Consider the following 24277-nt stretch of genomic DNA (forward strand, 5'->3'; position numbering starts at 1 on the left):
CCGGATTGCCCTGCGCATCCGTCACCAGCGCCACTACGGCGTTGCCCTCCAGACCGTCTGCCTTCGCTCCGGAAGCGACAGTCAGGTTGCTGTCGGTGATGTTGGCGGTGTCCCGGTCGGCGATAAATGCCGTCTCCTTGCTGGCGGCATTATTGCCTACCGTTGCCGTCACGATAATTTTCCCGGCCACGGTGCTGGTCAGCGTGGTGCTGGCCCTGCCGTCATCGCCCGTGGTCAACACCGCAGGCGCAAACGAGGCCCCTGTATTATCGGCCGTGAACGTCACCTCTGCCTTTGCCACCGGATTGCCCTGCGCATCCGTCACCAGCGCCACAACGGCGTTGCCTGCCTGCCCGTCCGCCTTCGCTCCGGAGGTGACGCTCAGGTTGCTGTCGGTGATGTTGGCGGAGTCCTGGTCGGCGATAAAGTGCGTTGTCGTGTCGGTTGAACTTCCGGATTCACGTATAGATGCGTTGACCTTATACTCTCCGGCAGTCTGAGTTCTGATAATCGCATTCACCAGACCCTCATCATTACTTGCAAACGTGTCTGCCGTAACCGTCGCTTCCGCCGTTTCGCCAACGGCGCTAATATCCACGATCACCCCCCCGGCAATATTTCCCCGGGTATCCGTCACCTTTATCGTTACCGCATTGCTGTCCATTCCGTTGGCTTTGGCACCCGCCGTAACCCTCAGATCACCTTCAGCAATATGCGCGGCTGATTTGTCTACGACAAAGTGCACCGTAGTCGACAACGCAGCTCGCGTTGCCGATCCTGAGCGAACGGCAACATTCGTTTCTCCGGCACGCTCATTGGTGATCTTCAGCGTCGTTTTACCCTTTGCATCGGTTAACAATGATGTATCGACCACACCATCATTATCTGCATCCGCTTCAACGGTAAAATTCGCCAGCGGATTACCCTGCGCATCCAGAACAACAGCTTCAATTTCGTTCGAACTTAAACCATCCGCATGAGCATGATTTTTGGTCACGTTCAGACCACTGATCATTGCAGTATTAGCATCAGCGGCAAATAATACCTGTGCTTCCCTGGTACTCCCGTCATCCGTTGTGACCGTCACAGAACCCTTTTTTGCTACCTTACTGCGTAGCATAACCGTTCCCTTTCCATCCGCATCCGTGGTAACAGAGAGTACTTTGCTGTTCGATTGCGTATCGGTATAAAGCGTGGCCGAGGGGTTGTTATTCTCATCCGTCAGGCCCGATACGCTGAAAGTCAGCTGTTGCCCAGGCACGCCTAAACCAGACTCATCGTTTACGGCTGCCGTCAGTGAAACAAACTTGCTGTTATCTGCGACAACGGGGCTCTTCGGCGTGACGACAAGTTCCCCCATCTCGTGGTGAGAGGGGCTAACACGGATAATTGTGCTGGCTGTATTCGAACGATTACCTTTATTATCAAAGCTTACCGCAGTCAGCGTGTATTCCTGCGCAGCCCCACTACGTGTCCCTTGGGTATAAGCAGGGATACGAACGTCAATTTCTCTTTCTGAACGTTTCTGCAGGGTCCCTCCCTGCTCTACGAATCCTGGCGATGACGTCCATTGCGTCTCTTTCAGCCCATATTTATCCTTGTGCAAGGTAACAGGAATACGGATCAGCTCTGAAGAGCGCGCCTCTGTAACATCCGGCAAACTGATACGCAGCACTTCCTGCTGACGATACTCAAGAACAATATTGTTGTTACGATCAACCAGATCGTATCGGCTGCCAGCCAGACTACGCATTGCCGCCACTGATGACGGATCGATCTGCTGATGCCACGGCATACCCAGTTGATAATTAAAACCGATCCCCATACGGGTATCATTTTTGCCCGACTGCCCCTGACGCTGCTCAGCGTTTAAACTCAGTAACGGGATCGGCGTGTATTCAAGGCCGGCCGTGACCGCAAACGGGTTACGTTGGCGATTATTCTTTCCGAATAGTGCAACGTCTTTGCCATAGTACTGCTCCCAGGTCAGCTTCCCCCCCAGTTGCGGAGCAAACGGTAACCAGCCTTGTGTCCGAACATCCCAGCCATTCGCCGGGCGTTCATCATAATCTCTGACATCCGGGGAATCCTTCCAGCCGGTGAGTCTGAAATAACCATTCGCACTTAATTTAACAAAGTCACGCCAATATTCCGCACCAATACCGGCGCGGGCATGTTCGCGGGAGAGGTCATAGTCGCCAAACGTATTAACGCCCAGCATATAATCAGAGATGAAGTGACGAATCCCCACCCCCAGATTCGACTGGTTGCGGTCATCCGTACGATGGAGACTTCCCTGGGTAAACACCACCCTATCCCCCCGATCGTAAAGTGGAACCAGCAGGTCAAGCTGAGAATTTTTCAGCGACAGTTTTTTGTCAGTCTCCAGCTGCACGCGGGCGGTTCCGAAGCGGTTCAGGAGCTCCTGCACCTCACTACTGGCCGCGGTGGTTGCCATGCTGTTGCCCAGGGTAACGGCCGCATCCGTATCTGGGTTGTTAGCCAAAAAGCTCCCGGCGCGGGACGCAATTCCGGCAATATTTTTCTCGCGTTCATTGTCAACTGAAGGGAGCGAGTCGTTTTCACCCCAGGCTATCTCAGGAAACGGGGTTAACGGCACATCCAGTTCATCACCCGCCTGCAATGCATTAAAACCGCGCGAAAAGGTACGTAATTGATTGAGTCTTTTCAGCGCATCCGTACTCATGTTGAATTTCGCCGCAACGGAATCCACACTTTCGCCAGGCTGGAGAATATACACCTGGGTTGGAATATCTACTGTAGAATTTGCCGATGGTGTATTAAGAAATCGCCGTTCGCTTCCCGTACCAGCAATCGCTGGCGTGAACGCAACCGTCACGGGGAATAAGAACTGGGTTATTATATTAATCCAAACAAAACGTCGAAAAAAATTTCGCATACATTAAAATACCTGTATAAAAGGAATGCACCATCCCCTCCTTGACAGAAAGGATATAATTACGTCGTTTATATAAAAGTTGGCCAGTATGGCCGTGATACCGTCAACCATTATTTACACATTATAAATTAAGCTATTTCAATTCCGATAAATTGCCTGACTTCAGTAACATGTTGTAGATTGAGTTTGCGGGCGATCACTCCCACTCGCGAATAAACCGTCTTGTTATTCGCATTAAGAAATGTTGCCACTGCAGATATATTCGAATGCTGCGCAACTGCAATAGCAATCTTCTTCTCTTTTTCAGTCATCATGGAAAGTTCCTGCACCCTGGCTATATAATCTTTAATATCTGTCCAGGTCATCGAGCGGCCATTCTTGATACAACACAATATTTCACTCAAACCATCATCTCGATCAAAAGTTGTAATAGGTGCCAGAACCTTAGAATGAACGCTAATACCTTTCATCAGAAAGACATTCTGTTCAATATCCATATACTCAATAACATCCAATAACTCACCAAACGAATAAAACGAGTCGATATCAACAATGCATATTTTGTAGTTAAAATCACACTTTTTAAGCACATATCTAAATGCTAATTTTATATATGTGTTTTTCGACAGAATTTTATACCTCATAACAACAATACAACTCATTAACAATGAAAGCAGATAAAAACCTTTGTCTGAAAGACTTAAAGAGACCATCAAAAACCTGAGTTGTTCTCCCGAGTGGTCTGGTGATTGTCATTGTGTTGCTCCTTATACGCACTAACTCAGGCGTGGCGAGAAGTGTGAACGTTAGAGACACGCCCTCAGCTAAAACCGTTCAGTCCTTACTCATTTACTTATACGACTAATCCTAACAACTCAATGCCGCAATAAGATACTTGTATCGAAAATTTAAGAATTTACAGACACATAAACTTAAATACAGTTAAAGTACAAACAATTTAACTACGAAAATGTGAGGGCTATCTAAATGTGCTATCATGCCAACATCAATGCTGATAAGAAAACAGCACGAGGAATGCAGGTGGTTTAAGCCATTATGTCACCATGAGGCACGGAGAGGCGGGAATGGTTTATTTGATTGATAAACGGATAAAATATCGTACTGAGGATGGCTCAATATGGCCGTTGGGCGATGAGGAATCAACTGTCATTTTGACCCTCACCATGAACCGACTCCTGGCATGTCTTCTTAATCGCCATGGACAAGTCCTGACCCGTAATGAACTGCTTGATGATGTTTGGGATGCCCATGATCTGCGTTCATCAAATCATACACTGAATAAATACATATCCGAACTCAGAAAATGTTTTTCCCGTTTAGGTATTTCTGCCGAATGTATTACGACCGTACCCCGGGTTGGTTTTATGTTCAGCCGTAATATTGACGTCCAGATTATCGATAATGATATTCCTGAAAGCCTCTCTCAGTCTGAAACGGTATTGCAACAGGAAAACACCCTACAGATAAGCAAACAAGCAGAAGAAAGCCGTAGCGATCTGGTAGAAAAAAAACAAACACCCTATCAGCGATTCAGATACACAATATTATCGTTAATTACTGTAATAATGAGCATTATCATGTTAACAGAGAAATACTGGTATCCCGAGAACCGAACCGCAGACATAAAAGATACCCCGAGATATTTTTTATTTAACTATGAAACGTGTCCAGTCTACACCATTCAGAAAAATTCAATTTCACTTACAGAGAAGAAAAAAAGATTGTTTCTGGAGCTCGTTAGACGAGAAAATATATCATGTCTTACCGGTACTTCTTTTACTTACCATGCTTCTGAATCTTATTTGTATGGTAAAGAAGGGCGTGTATTTATTAGTCGCTGCACCTCTAAAGATAGAAACTATATATCTTGCCTGAACTATTACTGGAGCGGTCATGAAAGTAATATATAAACAAAAATGGCTGTTCCCCTTTATGCTGTTATTGCTATTAGCATTCTCATTTTACAGATTTATATTCAATCGGTACCAGACTCCCGGTTTAGATATTAACTGTGCAACAATTATACATTACGATCATCTAGATCCCATCTTTATCTCTACTATTGAAATGAACTTTCGTCTGGGTAAGGATCACAATGGTAAAGTAATATTATCAGGAAATATCAAAACGGGTAGCAATGTACAAACCATCTCGCGAATGGCCGTGTTTGATTATGAAATAACCTCCCCAAACGAGATTTCAATCTATAATGTGGAATATATGAAGAACGCGCGCGATACCGCAAACGATGAGTTATTTAGAAATAGCTTCTTTTATGCTCAGAAAGGAACAAGTAGACAAATGCACCTGAGTCCGTCAGGTAATGCGTGGTTAATCGGAAACCTGCAGTCACCCTTTGCGTTATGTGTAAATAAAGAGGGATAACTACGCGTTCCCTCCTCCTGCGCAATCGTTTTCCTTGACGTTAAAACATGCTATTCTCTGTGGCCTCAAAAGTCGAGTGTTGTGCACCACAGGAGTTTTCAGACGCATGTCTTCCCGCAATAATCCGGCGCGTGTCGCCATCGTGATGGGGTCCAAAAGCGACTGGGCTACCATGCAGTTCGCCGCCGAAATCTTCGAAATCCTGAATGTCCCGCACCACGTTGAAGTGGTCTCTGCCCACCGCACCCCCGACAGACTGTTTAGCTTCGCCGAAAGTGCTGAAGAGAACGGCTATCAGGTGATTATTGCAGGCGCAGGCGGTGCAGCACATCTGCCCGGTATGATTGCCGCCAAAACGCTGGTACCGGTATTAGGTGTTCCGGTGCAAAGCGCAGCACTGAGCGGCGTAGACAGCCTGTACTCCATCGTACAGATGCCGCGCGGTATTCCGGTGGGCACGCTGGCGATTGGTAAAGCGGGCGCGGCGAATGCGGCCCTGCTGGCGGCACAAATTCTGGCAACACACGATAAAGAACTGCATCAGCGTCTGCATGACTGGCGTAAAGCACAGACCGACGAAGTACTGGAGAACCCGGACCCGCGAGGTGCGGCATGAAGCAGGTTTGCGTACTCGGCAACGGTCAGCTAGGACGCATGTTGCGCCAGGCCGGTGAGCCGCTGGGGATTGCGGTCTGGCCCGTCGGGCTGGATGCCGAACCCGCTGCCGTTCCCTTTCAGCAAAGCGTGATTACCGCCGAGATTGAACGCTGGCCGGAAACCGCACTAACCCGCGAACTGGCGCGCCATCCGGCGTTCGTCAACCGTGATATTTTCCCTATTATTGCCGACCGTCTGACGCAAAAGCAGCTGTTTGACAAACTGAAGCTGGCTACCGCGCCGTGGCAGCTGTTGGCAGACAAAAGCGAATGGTCTGCGGTATTTGAAACGCTGGGAGAGCTGGCGATCGTCAAACGCCGCGTCGGCGGCTACGACGGTCGCGGGCAGTGGCGTTTACGCGCCCACGAAACAGAACAACTGCCGGATGACTGCTACGGCGAGTGTATCGTCGAGCAGGGTATTAACTTCTCCGGCGAAGTATCGCTGGTTGGCGCCCGCGCCCACGACGGCAGCACCGTCTTCTATCCGCTGACCCATAACCTGCATCAGGACGGCATTCTGCGCACCAGCGTCGCGTTCCCGCAGGCCAATGCCAAACAGCAGGATCAGGCCGAGGCGATGCTGTCTGCCATCATGCACGAGCTGGGCTATGTTGGCGTAATGGCGATGGAGTGTTTTATCACCCCGGAAGGCTTGCTGATCAACGAACTGGCCCCGCGCGTACACAACAGCGGACACTGGACACAGAATGGCGCCAGCATCAGCCAATTTGAACTTCACCTGCGCGCCATTACCGACCTGCCGTTACCTGTGCCGGTGGTGAACAGTCCGTCAGTGATGGTGAATTTAATTGGCAGCGACCTGAATTATGACTGGCTGAAACTGCCACTGGTGCATCTGCACTGGTATGACAAAGAGGTGCGCACAGGTCGTAAGGTTGGTCACCTGAACCTGACCGACAACGATACCGCTCGCCTGAGCGCCACGCTGGAAGCCCTGATTCCCCTGCTACCGCCGGAATATGCCAGCGGCATTATCTGGGCACAGTCCAAACTGAAATAAGCCATTAATGCCGGGGAATGGAATTTGTCCTTCCCCGGCCCCTCCTCTGGCGCGTAAAATCCCCTCCATTGCTGTTTTGTATTTTCAGGATTGAACATGAACGATGGAACGGACTATCGCGCGATTCTGCTCGCCGGTACGCCCTTAATCGATGTACGCGCCCCCGTTGAGTTTCAACAAGGTGCGATGCCGGGTGCAATCAACCTTCCCCTGATGAACGATGACGAACGTGCCGCGGTCGGGACCTGTTACAAACGTCAGGGACCGGACGCTGCGCTGGCACTGGGACATCAGCTTGTGAGCGGTGACATCCGCCAGCAGCGAATGAATGCCTGGCAAGCGGCGTGTCGCCAACACCCTGAGGGAATTTTATGCTGCGCACGCGGCGGTCAGCGTTCACACATTGTGCAGCAATGGCTGCGTGAATCCGGCATTGACTACCCGCTGGTCAGCGGCGGTTATAAAGCCCTGCGTCAAGCTGCGATACAAATAACCGAAGAGTTGGTGGAAAAACCAATTGTCTTAATTGGCGGCTGTACCGGCAGCGGTAAAACGCAGTTGGTGCAATTGCAGCCAAACGGCGTGGATCTCGAAGGTCTGGCGCACCATCGCGGCTCTTCTTTTGGTCGCACGGTTGAGCCGCAACTGAGCCAGGCCAGTTTTGAAAACCTGCTGGCGGTCGAGATGCTGAAAACCGACAGCCGTCAGGACCTGCATCGCTGGGTGCTGGAAGATGAAGGCCGCATGATTGGCGCCAATCATTTGCCCGAGTGCTTGCGCGAGCGCATGACTCAGGCCGCGATTGCGGTGGTTGACGATCCCTTTGAACTGCGCCTTGAGCGGCTGCGTGAAGAGTATTTTGTCCGCATGCACCACGATTTCACCCAAGCGTACGGGGAAACCCAGGGCTGGCAGGAATACAGCGAATACCTGCACCACGGTCTGTTCGCCATCCGCCGTCGTTTAGGGTTACAACGTTTTGCGGAACTGACCGAACTGCTCGACGTCGCGTTGAACGAGCAACAGGCCAGCGGCAGCACCGACGGTCACATGGGCTGGCTGGTGCCGTTACTCAACGAATATTACGATCCGATGTATCGTTACCAGTTAGAGAAGAAAGCCGCGAAAATCGTCTTTCGCGGCACATGGCAGGAGGTGAATGACTGGGTTCAGACGCATTAATGCCGATCGCGCTTATCCGCGCGTTTCGCCAGCCAGTCGCCCAGCACCTGAACAACCTGTACCAGAATAATCAGCGCCACCACGGTGACGATCATGACCTGGGTTTCGTAGCGGTAATAACCGAAGCGAATCGCCAGGTCACCAACGCCGCCGCCACCAACAATCCCGGCCATCGCGGAATAGCCGATCAGGCTGACCAGCGTTATCGTCAACCCACGCAGCAGGCCGGCACTGGCTTCCGGTAACAGCACCGTACAAATGATGCGCATCGGGCTGGCGCCAAAGGCCTCCGCCGCTTCAATAATGCCTTTATCGACCTCGCGCAGGGCGCTGTCCACCAGTCGGGCATAAAATGCAATCGCCGCTACCGACAGCGGTACCGACGCCGCAATCGGCCCGATGGTATTGCCGAGCAGAAACTGAGTTAACGGCAGCAGCAGCACCAGCAGGATCACAAACGGTACCGAACGGATGATATTCACCAGCACGGAGCTGAGCAGATACACAAAACGGTTCTGCCAGAATAAATGACGGTCGGTTACGAAGATTAAAAAACCCAGCGGCAGGCCGCCAACAATTGCCAGCACCGTTGAGATGCTCAGCATCTGGAAGGTTTCATTGAACGCCAGCGTCAAATCCGGCAATAAATCATCCACGAATCACCTCCACCTGTGCGGTACGTTGACGAATGTGCTCCACGGCGACATCGACCGCCGCAGGATTATGCGGCGCGGTCAGTTGCACCACCAATATCCCCAGCGCCCGCTCGCCAATATATTCAATTTTGCCGTGCAGGATATTCACCGCCACGCCAAATTTCACCGCCACCTCGGACAGCACCGGCTGTTCTGCCGAATCGCCAATAAACAGAATTTTTAACAGCTGCCCCGGCAAATGTTGCCGCAGGCGATCCGGTAGCGTCAGGTTGAGCGTGTGCGATACCAGCTGTTGGGTAAACGCGTGCTGCGGATGGGCAAAAACATCAAACACCTCGCCGGATTCCACCACCTTGCCACCGGACATCACCGCCACGCGATCGCAGATAGATTTGATCACGTTCATCTCGTGGGTGATCAGGACGATCGTGATCCCCAGTTGAGCGTTGATCTGCTTGAGCAGTGCCAGAATGGTAGCGGAGGTTTCCAGATCCAGCGCCGAAGTCGGTTCATCGCAGAGCAGCACATCCGGGTGGTTGGCAATCGCACGGGCAATACCCACACGCTGCTTTTGCCCGCCGCTGAGCTGCACCGGATAACGGTTGGCCTTATCAGACAAACCCACCAGCGCCAGGATCTCCGTCACGCGTGGGGCAATTTTACTGCCCTCCCAGCCTGCAGCCTTCAGGCTGAAGGCCACATTTTGCGCCACGGTGCGGGTATGCATCAGGTTAAAGTGCTGGAAGATCATGCCGATACGCTGACGCGCCTTGCGTAGATGACGTCCCTCAAGCGCAGAGATTTCCACGCCATTCACTTTTACGCTTCCCTCACTCGGGCGCGTTAAGGCGTTCAGGGTACGCAGCAGGGTACTTTTTCCCGCGCCGCTGGTCCCAACAATACCGAATATCTCGCCAGCGCCGATCCGCAGGCTGACATCATCAACCGCGCGGGTTGACGGCCCACGGCCTGCGGTAAAGTCCACGCAAACCTTCTCTATCTCAATCATAGCCACCTCAGAAATGCGAAAAGGGCAGTCATCGCTGCCCTGTTAACCCATTGGCGCAGCGATTACTGGGCTGCCGACATCCATTCCGGTTTCTGGAAGGCGCTGTAAATATTTTTCGGGTCGTCAATCACCGCGCGATAAGCCGGTGATTTCACCGCCTCAACAATGTCTTTGGCGAACGGTTTATCCGCATCTTCACTGCGTACCGCGATGATGTTTTTCAGGTTTTCATCCAGGAGCTCTTGCTTCAACGCACTCGCGAGATCCAGTTTTGCGGCAACGGCGAAGTTACCGTTGACCAGCGCGCCGGTCACGCCGTCGAGCGTACGCGGCAACTGCGCAGCTTCCAGCGGTTTGAAAATCAGCCCTTTCGGGTTGCTGGCGATATCACGCTCGGAAGCTTTAGTGGGATCGATATTATCTTTAATGGTGATCAAATCGATGGATTGCAGGAAGCGCAGCCCGCGAGCCAGGTTGGTGGGGTCGTTGGAAAGCGTAATCACGTCCCCTTTTTTCAGCTCATCCAGGCTTTTGATTTTATGTGAGTAGAACCCCATTCCGGCCGTCGGGACCACAATCAGTTTGCTCAGCTTCAGGCCTTTGTCGGCAGTGAATTTGTCAAAGTACAGCGAGTGCTGGAACAGGTTAGCGTCAATGCTACCGTTGGAAAGCGCCATATTGGGCTGGACGTAGTCGCTGAATTCGCGCACCACCACCTTGTAGCCCTTTTCTTTCAGCGTCGGGGCAATAGCCTGTTTTACCATGTCACCATAAGGACCCGGCGCGACGCCGAAAACGATAGTCTGTGGATCGCTATTGGCGTGAGCAAACTGTAAGCCGCAGGCCAGTAATAATGCTCCGGTCGCGATGCGTAAATTGTGGCGCAATCCCATAATCTCTCCATTTTAACGTTGTGATGTGGTGTCTCACGCCGTTCATGCGGCGTTGTTGTTGTTGACCTGCCTAACAGGCTGATTGTTAACATGACACAGATCACAACCTGCTGTCCTTGAAATTATTTCATGATGTTGCAGAGTGTGTAATTGAAGGGGAAGGCATGAAAAAAGCCGGATGGCGGCACAAGCACCTTATCCGGCCTACAAATAACTCGATTACGCTGCTCTCGTAGGCCCGATAACACACGCGCATCGGGCATTCCGTTTGGCAGGTGTTCGATTAGAAATCGTAACGCAGACGCACCAGGTTCATGTCGCCCAGGTTGTCGGTGCTGGAGGTAAAGACGTGTTCGTAATCGACACGGAAGCCGTAGTCCAGCTGGAAGCTGATCCCCACACCGTTGTCGGTGCGCAGGTAGTTACGGCCATTCACGTATTCAATACGATCGCCCATAAAGTAAGGCTGAACGGATTTCAGTGCATACTGACCAACCGGGAAAGTGTAACCGGCAAAGTATTCCAGACCCCACGCGTCACCGGCAAAATAGTCGTTAACCGACACTTTCTTGGTGGTCATGAAGTTTTGATACCAGCCGCCACCCAGGGAGAAGGTCCAGTTGTCCGGTTTCCAGCTCAGCGCAGTACCCACGATGTTCTGATCGTACGTTTTGCTGCCATTGCCGCGCATTTCCGCACGGGTGTAGTTCCACGCCGTACCCCAGGTTAAGTCATCGGTAATGTGGTAATCGGCACCCAGCGAGCCGCCGCCTTTACGTTTGTAGCGCAGACCGTTGTTTGGGTTGTAATCATCGCTGAACAGATAAGAAGCGTAGAGATCTACATCGCCCACGGTTTTCTTATACTTCAGTGATTTACGCGTACGATATGAACCATCGTAGTCGCCATTAATCCCGTTACCTGGTGCCTGACCGATCATGTCGTAGTCCCAGATATCTGTTTTCGCACCGACCACATCATAGTAAATGCTGTTCTGTTGACCAAAGGTCAGCGTACCCCAGGTCGCGCTCTTCAGCCCGGTGTACAACATACGACGCGTGGTGTCGTTGGCGCCGTCGGCATGGTGATTATCCCAGTCGAACATCGCCGGGAAGTTAACGCCCAGTTCGTAGTAGCTCACCCAACTGATGTCATCAAACAGATAGTAATCTGCGGCGAAGCGAAAACGGGTACCGCCATCGAAACCGTTACGCTTGTAGCCATTCTTGCCATCGTCGCCCGCCATGTTCTGGAACTGGGGACGGATACTGCCACCGACGGTGAAGTTAAGACGGCTCAGCGGATTACCCGCCTGCGGATCTTGTTTCAGGACGGTGATTTCCGCCTGGGCGGCGAACGTCGTTAATGCCACTGCTGCGCCGATCGATACCGCCAGCGCTGTTTTTTTTATAGTCATGGATTGTTTTACCTTGATAGATAGCCTGCCAATTATTCAGCACGCAAATATTAACGTTTATTAACACTCGCGTGTTGGCGGGTTTTTATTGTTCCGTGCGGTTAAATATCAAGGAGTTATCAATTTGTGCGGGATAAACGAAAAATACGCACCGGTGTAAAAACCGGTGCGTAATCATCACTAAAATGAATTAATTGTTAAACTGACGAAACAGGGCCTTGCCTTTTAGCAGACGTGCGCCGAGCCACCCACCGCATAATGAGAGCAGCAGCGCCCCGCAAACCGGTAAGATGACCCACAGCCGCCAGTCAGGCTCCCACGGAAAGTCAAACACGCGGGTTTGCAGAACCGCCAGCGCGGTTTCTGCGCCAATGGCCGCAACCAGCCCGGAGACCATCCCCAGCATGGCGAACTCGCACCAAAGCGTGGTGCGCAGCAATTTCTTGCCCGCCCCCAGCGTCCGCCAGACCACCAGTTCCTGATGCCGCTGACGCATGCCGACCTGCACCTGAGCCAGCAGCAGCAGCATGCCACAAGCGGTAACCAGCACCACCATCACCTCCAGCGCCCGGCTGACCTGTTCAAGCACCTGGCCAACCTGTTTGAGGATCGCGCCGATATCCAGCAGGCTGATGGTCGGAAACTCGCGGTTAAGCTGCGTCAGCATGCCGTTGCCATTTTCCCAACGGAAGCTGGTCAGCCAACTTTGCGGCTGCCCGTCCAACGCGCCCTGCGGGAAGATAAAGAAGAAGTTAGGCCGCAGGCTTTCCCAGTCCACCTTACGCAGGCTACTGACCGTAGCGCTGAAATCCTGGGTGTCACCCATAAAGGTCACGCGATCGCCAAGTTTGACGTTCAGTCGCTTCGCCAGCCCTTCTTCCATCGACACTTCACCTGCTTTTGGCGGCCAACTTCCGGCGGTTAACGGGTTATGATCCGGACGGGTATCCTGCCAGGTCAGGTTCAGTTCGCGGTTGAGCGACTCATCCTGATTACCTTCGGTTGCCTTGTCATTGATGGCGGTCAGACGCGCCCGCACAATCGGGTAGAACGACTCAGGGATCACCTGATGCTCGGACAGGAACGCCTTCAGCGGCCCCACTTGTTCAGTGGCAATATTGATGAGGAAGTAGTTCGGGCTTTCCGGCGGCATTTGCTGCTGCCAGCGGTCGAGCAGATCGCCCCGTAACACCAGCAACAGCGCCAGTAGCATAAAAGAGAGCGAAAAGGCCGACAGCTGACTCAGCGTTGACCACGGCTGGCGCAGTAAACGACTGACCGCCAGACGCAGCGGCAGCGAGGTGAGCGTCAGGCCGCGCAGCAGGTTGAGCAGCATCCAGCCCAGCACGCCGCACAACAGCGCCAGCACCACCGCACCGGCCAGCACCGCCCACAGTAGCATGCTTCCGCCCATCAGCCCGGCCAGCAGCGCAACCACCACGATCGTCGCCACGGGCAAATAGATCTTCAGCGGCCAGACGTTGGCCACCACGTCGCGGCGCAGCACCCGCAGCGGCTGCGTGGCCAGCAGCAGACGATAGGGACGCAGCCCGACCAGCAGTGAAATGACGGTCATGGTGCCGAACGCCCACAGCCACGGCCACAGGCTGGCAGGCGGCAATTCACCCGGTAAAACGGGCCTGAGCAGCAGCACCAGTATGCGTTCAAACAGCAGACCACACGCCCCGCCGGTGATACCGGACAACGCCAACACCATCAGCCACTGGCCGACAATCAGCTTGCGTAGCTGCGCCCTGCCCGCACCGAGCGTTTTTAGTATCGCCACCAGATCGTAGCGGCTGCGGCAGTAATGATTCATCGCCACGGCAACGGCGGCAACCGCCAGCAGCAACGTTAACAGTGCTGACAGCAGCAGGAACTGTTGCGAGCGTTCGAGAGATTTCCCCAACGCGCCTTCATCTTGTTCCAGCCCGTACCAACGCTGCTCCGGTTTTAACTGCGGCAACAGCCACTTTTCATAATCTTCCAACTGCTGCGGCGTGCCGCCAAATTTATAACGCCAGGTCACACGGCTTCCAGGCTGGACGGCCCCCGTTTTTTCGACATCGGCAAGATTCATCATCAGACGCGGTGCTATCTGAAATGGGTTAAACCCGGAATCCGGCTCCTGTACCACCTCGCCAGCAATACGCAGCGTGGCGTCCCCGACATCAATGGCATCACCGATTTTCAAATTGAGCAGCGCCATCAGACGCGGGGCCAGCAGCACTGAACCGGGCTGCGGTTTCAGCCCTGGCGGGTTGGTTTGCAGCGCGCCATACAGGGGGTACACGTCATCCACCGCTTTGACGTTCGCCAGTTGCGGAGTATCGGCGGCAAAGGTCATGGTGGCGAAGGTCAGCTGTTCGCCCACCTTCAGGCCGCGCTGTCGCGCCTCGTCAATCCAGGCTTTCGGCACGTCCCGCGAGCTTTGCAGCGCCCGGTCGCCCGCCATAAATTCGCGGCTTTGCTGGCTCAGCCCTTTTTCCATGCGGTCGCTGATATTCCCCAGCGCCAGCACGCAGGCCACCGCCAGGCTGAGCGCCAGCCAGACAATTAATAATGAGGGCGAGCGCCATTCGCGCCAGAACCAGCGTGCAATCATGCCTCCTCCTGTAGCAGCCCGTTAACCAGACGTAAACGCCGGTCGCAGCGCGCCGCCAGCTGCGGGTCATGCGTGACCAGAATCAGGGTGGTGCCGTGTTCACGGTTGAGAGAGAACAGCAGATCGGCAATTTTGTCTCCGGTTTGCCGATCGAGGTTGCCCGTCGGCTCGTCGGCAAACAGCACGTCCGGGCGTCCATTAAACGCCCGCGCCAGCGCCACGCGCTGCTGCTCCCCGCCGGACAGCTGGGCCGGAAGGTGGTCAAGGCGTTTGCCTAACCCCAATTGCTCCAGCAAAGCTTTGGCTCCAGCCTGACTGCTGCCACTGTTTTCCCCGCGCAATAACGCGGGTAGTTCGACGTTCTCGAGTGCGTTGAGGGTCGGAATGAGCATGAAGGACTGAAAGACAAAGCCGACATGCTGCGCGCGCAGCTGCGCCCGGGCTTCTTCGTCCATACTGTGCAACGGTTGCCCGACCAGGCTGACTTCGCCGCTTGTGCCATCGTCCAGCCCGGCGAGGATCGCCAGCAGCGTGGATTTCCCCGAACCCGACTCACCAATCAGCGCAATGGTCTCGGCGCGTTTGACAACCAGTTCAACTCCGGTAAGGATGGATAGCTCCTGATCACCCTGACCGACGGATTTCTTAAGATGATGAACTTCAACAATGTTTTCCGCTGGCATTTGCCCTTCCTGTTCCTGGTTCTGTTAACTTTCCGCGCCGCCGCGGCGGACACGTTATTAATTCTGGGTGACAGCCTGAGTGCCGGATACCGAATGTCGGCCAGCGCAGCGTGGCCAGCGCTGCTGCATGACAAATGGCAAAACAAAACATCGGTGGTGAATGCCAGCATTAGTGGCGACACCTCACAACAGGGCCTGGCGCGTCTGCCCGCATTACTGCAACAACACCAGCCACGCTGGGTGCTGGTCGAACTGGGCGGCAATGACGGCCTGCGCGGTTTTTCACCTGCGCAAACTGAACAAACCTTGCGTAAAATTTTACACGACGTCAAAGCGGCAAAGGCCGAACCGCTGCTGATGCAAATTCGTCTGCCAGCCAACTACGGTCGCCGGTATAATGAAACCTTTAGCGCAATTTATCCAAAGCTCGCCAGCGAGTTTGATATTCCTCTGCTGCCCTTTTTTATGGAAGAGGTCTATCTGAAACCCCAATGGATGCAGGATGATGGTATCCACCCTAATCGTGACGCCCAGCCGTTTATTGCCGACTGGATGGTGAAACAACTCACACCTTTTCTATCCTAAATAATTCGAGTTGTATGAAGGCGGCAAGTGAGAGAGTTCCCAGGAGCATAGATAACTATGTGACTGGGGTGAGCGAGCGTAGCCAACGCACAGACAACTTGAAGTATGACGGATATAGTAAATCACGACTCGTAAAACAACGGAGATCCTGACAGGTAAAGTTATGCAAAAATCGGTCTTAATAACAGGATGTTCCAGTGGAATCGGCCTGGAAAGCGCGCTTGAGCTAAAGCGCCAGGGTTTTCAAATTCTGGCAGGCTGCCGCAAACCCGACGATGTCGCACGCATGAACGGTATGGGATTCACCGGCATCTTGCTGGATCTCGACTCTACAGAAAGCGTGGATCGCGCAGCCGATGAGGTGATCGCCCTGACCGATAATCGTTTATATGGGATCTTTAATAACGCCGGATTCGGCGTGTATGGCCCGCTGCCGACCATCAGCCGTGAGCAGATGGAACAGCAGTTTTCCGCCAACTTCTTTGGTGCGCATCAGTTGACCATGCGCCTGCTGCCCGCCATGTTGCCCCACGGCGAAGGGCGTATTGTGATGACGTCATCGGTGATGGGCCTGATCTCCACGCCGGGACGTGGGGCCTATGCCGCCAGCAAATACGCGCTGGAAGCCTGGTCCGATGCGCTGCGTATGGAGTTACGCCACAGCGGCATCAAAGTCAGCTTGATTGAACCCGGCCCTATCCGCACCCGTTTCACCGAGAACGTTAACCAGACACAGAGCGATTCCCCGGTAGAAAACCCCGGTATTGCCGCACGGTTTACGTTAGGACCTGAGGCCGTGGTCGCCAAAGTGCGTCATGCTTTTGAGAGCGATAAACCGAAACTGCGCTACCCCGTCACCCTGGTGACCTGGGCAGTCATGCTGTTGAAGCGCCTGTTGCCAGGTCGCGTAATGGACAAAATTTTACAGGGCTGAGTTGAAGCCAGCGCGTCTGCCCCCATGTAAAAACAAATCGACGAATAGAGAGTGACTCCATGTCCGTACAAAATATTGTCAATATTAACGAATCTAACCTGCAGCAGACCCTTGAACTGTCGATGACCACGCCGGTCCTGTTCTATTTCTGGTCTGAACGCAGCCAGCACTGTCAGCAATTGACGCCGGTGCTGGAAAGCCTGGTCGCGCAGTACAACGGTCAGTTTATTCTCGCCAAGCTGGACTGCGACGCCGAGCAGATGATCGCCTCGCAGTTTGGCCTGCGCGCCATCCCAACGGTGTATCTGTTCCAGAACGGTCAGCCGGTGGACGGTTTCCAGGGTCCGCAGCCGGAAGAGGTGATCCGTGCGCTGCTCGAGAAAGTCCTGCCAAGTGAAGAAGAGCTGAAAGCACGCCAGGCCATCGAATTCATTGAAGCTGGCAACCACGCTGACGCACTGCCGCTGCTGAAAGAAGCCTGGCAGATGTCCAACCAGAGCAGCGAAATTGGCCTGCTGCTGGCAGAAACGCAAATCGCCCTGAACCGCTCCGACGATGCCGAAGCGGTGCTGAAAACCATTCCGTTACAGGATCAGGACACCCGCTATCAGGGTCTGGTCGCCCAAATTGAACTGCTGAAGCAGGCAGCGGACACGCCGGAAATCCAACTGTTGCAGCAGCAGGTAGCAGACAACCCGCAGGATGCCGCACTGGCCACCCAACTGGCGATCCAACTGCATCAGGTCGGACGTAACGAAGAAGCGCTGGAGCTGCTGTTCAGCCACCTGAGAAAAGATCTTGCTGCCGCTGACGGCCAGGCGCGTAAGACCTTCCAGGAGATCCTCGCCGCATTGGGCACCGGCGATGCGCTGGCGTCGAAGTATCGTCGTCAGCTGTACGCGTTGTTGTACTAATCCGCGTGATGTTGCCCGATGGCGCTTGCGCCTATCGGGCCTACAAATTCTACAAATACCGATCCCGTAGGCCGGATAAGGCGGTAGCCGCCATCCGGCTTCACATTACGTCTTCTTCAGATGCGTTACGACTAATTGGTGACGCGAATTATAGAACTTCCGATAGGTTAAATAGCAGGCGATAATGGTCGACAGGCTGGCGGTAGAAAGCAGCATGAAGGTCACCATAATCTGATATTTGATCGCTTTTACCGGATCGATACCGGCAAAGATTAACCCCGACATCATCCCCGGCAAGCTCACCAGACCGACGGTTTTCGCGGAATCAATGGTTGGGATCAACGACGCACGAATACTGTCGCGAATTAACGGCGCGGAGGCAATCTTCGGCGTGGCGCCGAGACTCAACTTTTCCTGAATTTGCTGCTGTTCGCTGTTAAATCGCTGGCCCAGATTGTTATAACACAGCCCGACCGCCACCATCGCGTTGCCCGCAATCATGCCGGAAATCGGGATCACCTGCATCGGCGTGAACGCAATGGAGCCTGACAGCACCAGTACCGCCAGCGTCAGTCCGGCCCCTGCCGTTATTGCAATAAACGACGAGATAAAGGCGTTGCCGATATATTTACTGCGTTTTTGCGCGTTATAGGCGGCGTTAAGACAGATAAACAGCACCATCAATAAGGTCAGAATACTGTGATTCACGCCAAAGATATATTTCAGCACGTAGCCGACGATAATAAGCTGGATAACCGCCCGACATACGCTCCAGAGAATATCTTTTTCCAGCGCCAGTTTTTCTTTATGGCTAATCAGAATAGCCACCACCACCAGCATCATCGCTAATGCCAGCGACTCATTGGTAATATTATGCTCGTTCATTGCGTGTTTCCTGCATTTCTCCGGCATGCGGTTGGAGGGTTATGACATTATCCGCATGATTAATTTCATCTTTGTCGTGCGTCACCCACAACACCGCCATATTTTTCTCGCGAACGTAGCGATGTATAAGCTCATTTACATTCCGCTTATTGGTTTCATCCAGCGCGCTGGTGATTTCATCGAGCAGCAGAATTTTGGGCAAAAACTGCAAATTACGAATGAGCGAGACGCGTTGCTTTTCACCGCCGGACAGTTCATTGATGCCCTTTTTGAGGATCGTCTCGGGCAGCTCAAAGCGCGCCAGATCGTCGAGAAATGCCTCTTCTTGTGGGTGTTTATGCCGAATTTGCCACGGAAAAATGAGATTGTCGTAAACGGTGTCGCCAAACAATGCGGGGGTTTGCGCACAATACGAGACCTGCTGTCGATACGCTTCGGGTTTGAGCGTGGATATCTCCTTTCCCTCAAAGAGGATCTCACCGTTGCTTGGGCTAATTAACGAGGCCACAATCTTCAGCAATGTGCTTTTACCGCAGCCGGATGGGCCTGTTATGAGCTTAAATTCCCCGGCGTGGAGATTAAAACAGATATTATTGAGAATCTTCGTGTTACCCGCCTGCCAGCCGACATCGTTGAGCTGGAGCAAAATACTGCTTTCTTCCATTATCATTCCCTTTTCACCGCTTTCGTGCAGACAGTCTATCCCTGTAATTTATTATTGGGGAGCCACCTTGATAAATCGGGTATAATTTGACTTATCAGGCAGTAAAGGACAGCGTAACAGGAGGTTTTATCGATGCTCATTTTCATCCCCATTCTCATTTTTGTCGCGCTGGTGATTGTTGGCGCAGGCGTCAAAATCGTCCCTCAGGGATACCAGTGGACGGTGGAACGCTTTGGTCGTTACACCAAAACCCTGCAGCCAGGCTTAAGCCTCGTGGTACCGTTCATGGACCGGATTGGTCGTAAGATCAATATGATGGAGCAGGTTCTCGATATTCCGTCGCAGGAAGTTATCTCCAAAGATAACGCCAACGTGTCCATCGATGCGGTGTGCTTTATTCAAGTGATCGATGCGCCAAAAGCGGCGTATGAAGTCAGCAATCTGGAACTGGCGATCATCAACCTGACGATGACCAACATCCGTACCGTTCTCGGCTCGATGGAGCTGGACGAGATGCTTTCCCAGCGCGACAACATCAATACGCGTTTGCTGCATATCGTTGATGAAGCCACCAACCCGTGGGGCATCAAAATTACCCGTATTGAAATCCGCGATGTGCGCCCACCGGCCGAGCTTATCGACGCCATGAACGCCCAGATGAAAGCCGAACGAACCAAGCGCGCCTATATTCTTGAGGCCGAAGGGATCCGCCAGGCCGAAATCGTCAAGGCCGAAGGTGAGAAGCAGTCGAAAATCCTGAAAGCGGAAGGTGAACGCCAGTCCGCGTTCTTGCAGGCCGAAGCGCGCGAACGTTCCGCCGAAGCTGAAGCCCGTGCAACGCAGATGGTGTCTGAGGCCATTGCCGCTGGGGATATTCAAGCCGTGAACTACTTCGTGGCACAGAAATACACCGAAGCGCTGCAACAAATCGGTTCGTCCAATAACAGCAAAGTGGTGATGATGCCGCTGGATGCCAGCAGCCTGATGGGCTCCATTGCCGGTATTAGCGAACTGATTAAGGACAGCGCCAGCGAGCGGAACAAATCATGATTGCGATGATTCTGGTTCATCCACACCTCTTCTGGCTCAGCCTCGGCGGTCTGTTACTGGCCGCTGAGATGTTGGGCGGCAACGGCTATCTGCTGTGGAGCGGTGTGGCGGCAGTCATCACCGGTCTGGTCGTCTGGCTATTGCCGCTCGACTGGGCGTGGCAGGGCGCGATGTTCGCCGTCTTAACGCTGCTGGCAGCCTGGCTGTGGTGGAAGTGGTTGGCAAAGCGTGTGCAGGAACAAAAACCGGCAGACAGCCATCTCAACCAGCGCGGACAGCAACTGGTCGGCCGCCGGTTTGTGCTGGAAACGGCGCTGGTAAACGGGCGCGGACATATGCGCGTGGGCGACAGCTCCTGGCCGGTCAGCGCGCGTGACGATTTGAGTGCAGGAACACAGGTTGAGGTGATTGCCGTTGAAGGCATTACCCTGATTATCAGAGCCTTATAACCCACATAATGACAGGAATAAAGATTATGGTCAGGAAGACACCCCTCGCCTTTGCCGTGTGTACCTTGCTGGCGGGTGCCCCACAGGCATTCGCCTCTTTTGATATGGAAGACTGTAAATGGAGCGATGCGAGCTGTCTGCTGAAAGGCATCCCGGTCCTCAGCCCGGAAAACGACACCCGTGATAACCTGCTGCGTCTGTTGAGCCAGGAGAAATCATTCACCCTGCCGGTGCAGTCACTGCCTGCGGATGTTACCCGCTCCCGCGATTACTATTTTGCATATCATCCACAGTGGGATGAAATATCTCCGCCGCCAGCCGACGCCCCAGTGCAAAGCAAAGATGATACGCTTGCCCGCCAGATGGCCGAACTGCAGATTACCGTCGAAGAGACAAACGCCGACGACGCAGAGCATGAGAACCGCCATGTGTCGAATACGACAGCCAGCGTCAGCCAGTTCTTTGCCGCACTGCTGGCGGATACTACGTTAACAGCTGAACAACGCCAGGCGTTAGCCCGGGCACGCCTGGGACTACTGTCCGGCGCGAGCGCTGAGCAAATTACATCCTCGCTTGCCACCATCCCTGCCGACGCCTCTGCGCAACAATACAAAACCTATCTGATCGCCGCCGCCCGTTTCTACGAAGGCGACTACGTCACTGCCGAACAGGATTTCACGCAGCTAGCCACCAGCAGTAGTCCGTGGCTGGCAGAAACCGCGCAATATATGCTGATGCGCACCGCGCTGAACAGAAGCAGCCAGAACAGCGTCGGTGAATACGGCGATTTTGATAGTGCAAAAATCAACCGCCAGGATGCCAGCCAGGCGCAAACTCAGGCCCAGGCTTATCTGCAACGCTTCCCGCATGGGCTGTACGCCGACTCCGCACGCGGCATGCTGCGCCGGATTAACTGGTATTTGCAGGCATGGCCGCCGCTGGCTGGGCTGTATGAACAAGCCTTCCAGCAGACAACCGACGCACAGCAGCTGCGCGATACGGTCATCGAATACGATAATGTTTTCGGTATGCAATTCTTTGAAGGCCCCGTGGTGGAGGCCTTCCCCGACGCGCCGCTGGTCAGCTATATCGAGTTGCTGCGCGCGCTGCGTCTGAACAACGACAACAAACCGACGCTGACGCAGGCCCAGCTTGATGCCAGCAAACCGGTGTTTGAAAAGGGGGGCAAACTCGCCCTGTGGCAGGATCTACAGCTGAATCTGTGGATGGCAACGGGCAATTACGCGGCCATTGTGCAGGCGGTGACCCCGGCGCAAAAACTCCCCGCACACGACATTCTCGCCTTCAGTGAGCAGGTGATGTACGGAGAAGCGCTGATGGGGCAACAGCAGTGGCCCGCCGCCCGCGCGTTCTGGCAGCAGCTACTGAAAATCAGTCAGGACCCCGAACAGCAGCAGTATGTACAGGCCAAGCTGGCGGCAACGCTGGTTTACAGCGGCGACATTGCGTCTATTTTCGCCCCGGACAGCGCGGTGACGAACCTGCGTTTTCGTTCGCAGGTGCTAAAAGCACAGGCAACACCAGAGCTGCTGCGCCAGCAGGCCACTCGCGGCCCCAACAACGAAGAACGCACCATCGCCCTGCATACATTGTTGGTACGCGATCTCACCGAGAATCGTTTTAGCGACTGGTTGAACGACAAAAAGCTGGCTGGCGCGATTACGCCACCGGTGATTGGCGAGTCGTTTGCTGATGTAAATCTGAGTACCTTTGACTGGAACGGCGACGCCGCCCAGGCCGGTTATACCTGCCGTAGCCTCGATGAAACGGTCACTGTGCTAAGCAAAAAAGCGGATAATGCCCACGCGCTGAACTGCCTGGGGGAATTCTTCCGTACTTCGCAAACCCATGTGGATCTGCAGGCAGACAGTGCCGGTAACGACGTGCTGGGCACGGCCATCTCACGCAAAGAGCCGTTCGGGCAGTTTGACCGCCAGCGTTATTATCAGCAGGTGATCGCCTCCCCCAACGCAGAAGTCGAAGACAAGAGTTTTGCGCTGTACCGGGCCATCATGTGCTATGCGCCATCGGGTTATAACGAATGCGGCGGTGAAGAGGTGGACAAGTCGCAGCGTAAAGACTGGTACACACAGTTGAAGACGCAGTATCCAGGAAGCCCGTGGGCGCAAAAACTCAAATACTACTGGTAATTGCGCTGCTGAGCGGACAGGCTCAGGCCGCAGAAACGGTAGCTGCCCGTGAACATCAGGCCTTTTGGTTATGGTCCGGGGTAAAAGCCAGCGACGAGCTGCGGGACGCGCAAACGGTGTATCTGCACCAGGGGGAAGTGCTGACCCGCTCGGGCCAGGTGGTTTTTCAGCGTCTGGGTCTGCCGGTCAGCCGCCTTACCTTTCCGTCAATTTGGCTGACCGTGCGTTTTACTACCCTCGACGTACCGGATGCGATCCCGGCACGTATCGTGCGGCTGTTGCAGCGCTGGCAGGCCGCAGGCAACCACGTGGTCGGTCTACAGGTTGATTTTGACGCGGCAACCCATCAGCTCGCCGATTACGCCCGATTTCTGCAACAGCTGCGCCAACAGCTGCCGCCGGAGTTCGCTCTTGGGGTAACCGGACTGCTGGACTGGGCCAAGACCGGCGATGTCGCCACGCTGAATGCGCTACCGGTTGATGAACTGGTGGTGCAAAGCTATCAGGGACGTCACACGGTAGCCAATTATCAGGTGTATCTGCCCGCACTCACCCGGTTACGCATTCCGTTTAAGCTCGGGCTGGTACAACACGGTAGTCGGGATGTGCAGGCGGAAGCGCAGTTGGAGACATCACCGTGGTATCGCGGCACGGTGGTCTTTATGCTGCAACCGCCTCGCCTTTAGGCCTTCGCTTTGTGGTGGCAGCAGCCGGAGAGATTATCGATGATCGGGCATTCGGCGCTGTCATCGCCGGGACAGCTGTCCGCCAGCGCCAGCAAATGCGTGCGCATCGCCTGGAGTTCGTTAATGTGCCGCTCAATGTCCGCCACTTTTTCCAGGGTGCGCTTTTTCACATCTGCGCTGTGGCGTGCCGGATCGTTAAACAGGTTTACCAGCTCACCGCACTCTTCAAGGTTAAAGCCAACCTGCCGCGCCTGACGCAGCAACGTCAGTTCGTTCAGATGTTGCTGCGTATAGGTGCGGTATCCGTTTTCGCTGCGCAGCGGCGGCGTCACCAGCCCTTTCTCTTCATAAAAGCGGATAGCTTTACTGGTTAAACCGGTTTTTTTAGCAACATCGGATATATTCACATCTTCCCCCTTGACCTTCCCCTTGATGGAAGGTTTAACCTTTATAACAGTTAGTCAAAACGATTGCCAAGGTCAATAAAC

Annotated in this window: 23 protein-coding genes; 12 read left to right on the top strand and 11 right to left on the bottom strand. The window is 53.8% G+C overall.

Features of this window, described 5'->3' with window-relative positions; genetic code table 11:
* Together FDX01_RS20700 and FDX01_RS20705 are read right to left on the bottom strand one after the other, a co-directional pair.
* Positions 1 to 2734: inverse autotransporter beta domain-containing protein (locus tag FDX01_RS20700; RefSeq protein ID WP_170974790.1), on the bottom strand; the 2734-nt coding region annotated here is incomplete at its 3' end.
* A 314-nt stretch (positions 2735 to 3048) separates the two neighbouring features.
* Positions 3049 to 3417 (bottom strand): hypothetical protein, encoded by a 369-nt coding sequence (locus tag FDX01_RS20705; RefSeq protein ID WP_137400385.1) that lies wholly within the window; start codon positions 3415 to 3417, stop codon positions 3049 to 3051.
* Between the two features lie 588 nt (positions 3418 to 4005).
* Between FDX01_RS20705 and FDX01_RS20710 the strand changes: the two genes are divergently transcribed.
* The 5 genes from FDX01_RS20710 (at position 4006) to mnmH (ending at position 8188) form a co-directional block, all read left to right on the top strand.
* Complete coding sequence (locus FDX01_RS20710; protein WP_137400386.1) at positions 4006 to 4851, top strand: winged helix-turn-helix domain-containing protein; 846 nt, start codon at positions 4006 to 4008, stop codon at positions 4849 to 4851.
* On the top strand, positions 4835 to 5326 hold the full coding sequence (locus FDX01_RS20715; RefSeq protein ID WP_135912434.1) for a hypothetical protein: 492 nt from the start codon (positions 4835 to 4837) through the stop codon (positions 5324 to 5326). Before FDX01_RS20710 ends, FDX01_RS20715 begins: the two co-directional genes overlap by 17 nt.
* A gap of 106 nt (positions 5327 to 5432) precedes the next feature.
* On the top strand, positions 5433 to 5942 hold the full coding sequence (gene purE / locus FDX01_RS20720) for a 5-(carboxyamino)imidazole ribonucleotide mutase (protein ID WP_096758002.1): 510 nt from the start codon (positions 5433 to 5435) through the stop codon (positions 5940 to 5942).
* Positions 5939 to 7006: a 5-(carboxyamino)imidazole ribonucleotide synthase gene (purK, locus tag FDX01_RS20725; RefSeq protein WP_137400387.1), complete on the top strand. Its 1068-nt coding sequence runs from the start codon at positions 5939 to 5941 to the stop codon at positions 7004 to 7006. The genes purE and purK overlap by 4 nt, the downstream gene beginning before the upstream one ends.
* Before the next feature lie 96 nt (positions 7007 to 7102).
* Positions 7103 to 8188, top strand: coding sequence for a tRNA 2-selenouridine(34) synthase MnmH (gene mnmH, locus FDX01_RS20730; protein WP_137400388.1), 1086 nt, complete (start codon positions 7103 to 7105; stop codon positions 8186 to 8188).
* On the opposite strand, the gene FDX01_RS20735 is transcribed toward mnmH, so the two are convergent.
* The 6 genes from FDX01_RS20735 to ybbA all read right to left on the bottom strand — a co-directional run bounded on the left by FDX01_RS20735 (position 8185) and on the right by ybbA (position 15451).
* Positions 8185 to 8844: a methionine ABC transporter permease gene (locus FDX01_RS20735; protein ID WP_005125237.1), complete on the bottom strand. Its 660-nt coding sequence runs from the start codon at positions 8842 to 8844 to the stop codon at positions 8185 to 8187. The genes mnmH and FDX01_RS20735 overlap by 4 nt on opposite strands.
* Positions 8837 to 9853, bottom strand: a complete 1017-nt coding sequence (sfbB, locus tag FDX01_RS20740; protein ID WP_096758005.1) for a virulence-associated ABC transporter ATP-binding protein SfbB — start codon at positions 9851 to 9853, stop codon at positions 8837 to 8839. The genes FDX01_RS20735 and sfbB overlap by 8 nt, the downstream gene beginning before the upstream one ends.
* A gap of 62 nt (positions 9854 to 9915) precedes the next feature.
* Entirely contained in the window at positions 9916 to 10746 is an 831-nt protein-coding gene (locus FDX01_RS20745; protein WP_137400389.1) for a MetQ/NlpA family ABC transporter substrate-binding protein, read from the bottom strand.
* Between the two features lie 283 nt (positions 10747 to 11029).
* The gene (locus tag FDX01_RS20750; RefSeq protein WP_117342152.1) at positions 11030 to 12163 is read right to left on the bottom strand and encodes a porin; all 1134 of its coding nucleotides are present in this window, start codon (positions 12161 to 12163) and stop codon (positions 11030 to 11032) included.
* A 190-nt stretch (positions 12164 to 12353) separates the two neighbouring features.
* A complete protein-coding gene (ybbP, locus tag FDX01_RS20755) occupies positions 12354 to 14768 on the bottom strand; it encodes a putative ABC transporter permease subunit YbbP (RefSeq protein WP_117342151.1) in 2415 nt (804 codons plus the stop codon).
* Entirely contained in the window at positions 14765 to 15451 is a 687-nt protein-coding gene (gene ybbA, locus FDX01_RS20760) for a putative ABC transporter ATP-binding protein YbbA (RefSeq protein ID WP_137362755.1), read from the bottom strand. Before ybbA ends, ybbP begins: the two co-directional genes overlap by 4 nt.
* Between ybbA and tesA the strand changes: the two genes are divergently transcribed.
* The 3 genes from tesA (at position 15422) to FDX01_RS20775 (ending at position 17884) form a co-directional block, all read left to right on the top strand.
* On the top strand, positions 15422 to 16036 hold the full coding sequence (tesA, locus tag FDX01_RS20765) for a multifunctional acyl-CoA thioesterase I/protease I/lysophospholipase L1 (protein ID WP_137398740.1): 615 nt from the start codon (positions 15422 to 15424) through the stop codon (positions 16034 to 16036). The genes ybbA and tesA overlap by 30 nt on opposite strands.
* Positions 16037 to 16199: 163 nt before the next feature.
* Positions 16200 to 16970 carry an SDR family oxidoreductase gene (locus tag FDX01_RS20770; protein WP_096758010.1) on the top strand — a complete coding sequence of 257 codons (771 nt, stop codon included), beginning with the start codon at positions 16200 to 16202 and terminating at the stop codon, positions 16968 to 16970.
* Positions 16971 to 17029: 59 nt separating this feature from the next.
* Positions 17030 to 17884 (top strand): co-chaperone YbbN, encoded by an 855-nt coding sequence (locus FDX01_RS20775; protein ID WP_115259180.1) that lies wholly within the window; start codon positions 17030 to 17032, stop codon positions 17882 to 17884.
* Positions 17885 to 17989: 105 nt separating this feature from the next.
* On the opposite strand, the gene fetB is transcribed toward FDX01_RS20775, so the two are convergent.
* Positions 17990 to 18769 (bottom strand): iron export ABC transporter permease subunit FetB, encoded by a 780-nt coding sequence (fetB, locus tag FDX01_RS20780; RefSeq protein ID WP_117342149.1) that lies wholly within the window; start codon positions 18767 to 18769, stop codon positions 17990 to 17992.
* A complete protein-coding gene (fetA, locus tag FDX01_RS20785; RefSeq protein WP_137362753.1) occupies positions 18756 to 19433 on the bottom strand; it encodes an iron ABC transporter ATP-binding protein FetA in 678 nt (225 codons plus the stop codon). The genes fetB and fetA overlap by 14 nt, the downstream gene beginning before the upstream one ends.
* Before the next feature lie 132 nt (positions 19434 to 19565).
* Here fetA and FDX01_RS20790 point away from each other — a divergent pair, with 132 nt between their 5' ends.
* From FDX01_RS20790 to FDX01_RS20805, 4 genes are read left to right on the top strand one after another with little or no spacing between them, the layout of a single operon-like run.
* Positions 19566 to 20483 (top strand): SPFH domain-containing protein, encoded by a 918-nt coding sequence (locus tag FDX01_RS20790; protein ID WP_096758014.1) that lies wholly within the window; start codon positions 19566 to 19568, stop codon positions 20481 to 20483.
* Positions 20480 to 20932 (top strand): NfeD family protein, encoded by a 453-nt coding sequence (locus tag FDX01_RS20795; protein ID WP_117342146.1) that lies wholly within the window; start codon positions 20480 to 20482, stop codon positions 20930 to 20932. The genes FDX01_RS20790 and FDX01_RS20795 overlap by 4 nt, the downstream gene beginning before the upstream one ends.
* A gap of 26 nt (positions 20933 to 20958) precedes the next feature.
* Positions 20959 to 23103 carry a hypothetical protein gene (locus FDX01_RS20800; RefSeq protein ID WP_137400390.1) on the top strand — a complete coding sequence of 715 codons (2145 nt, stop codon included), beginning with the start codon at positions 20959 to 20961 and terminating at the stop codon, positions 23101 to 23103.
* Positions 23073 to 23789, top strand: coding sequence for a DUF3142 domain-containing protein (locus tag FDX01_RS20805; RefSeq protein ID WP_137400391.1), 717 nt, complete (start codon positions 23073 to 23075; stop codon positions 23787 to 23789). Before FDX01_RS20800 ends, FDX01_RS20805 begins: the two co-directional genes overlap by 31 nt.
* On the opposite strand, the gene cueR is transcribed toward FDX01_RS20805, so the two are convergent.
* Complete coding sequence (gene cueR, locus FDX01_RS20810; protein WP_096758018.1) at positions 23786 to 24196, bottom strand: Cu(I)-responsive transcriptional regulator; 411 nt, start codon at positions 24194 to 24196, stop codon at positions 23786 to 23788. The genes FDX01_RS20805 and cueR overlap by 4 nt on opposite strands.
* Positions 24197 to 24277 lie beyond the last annotated feature (81 nt).

It is taken from the genome of Citrobacter sp. wls613, assembly GCF_005281195.1.
GTDB lineage: Bacteria > Pseudomonadota > Gammaproteobacteria > Enterobacterales > Enterobacteriaceae > Citrobacter > Citrobacter gillenii.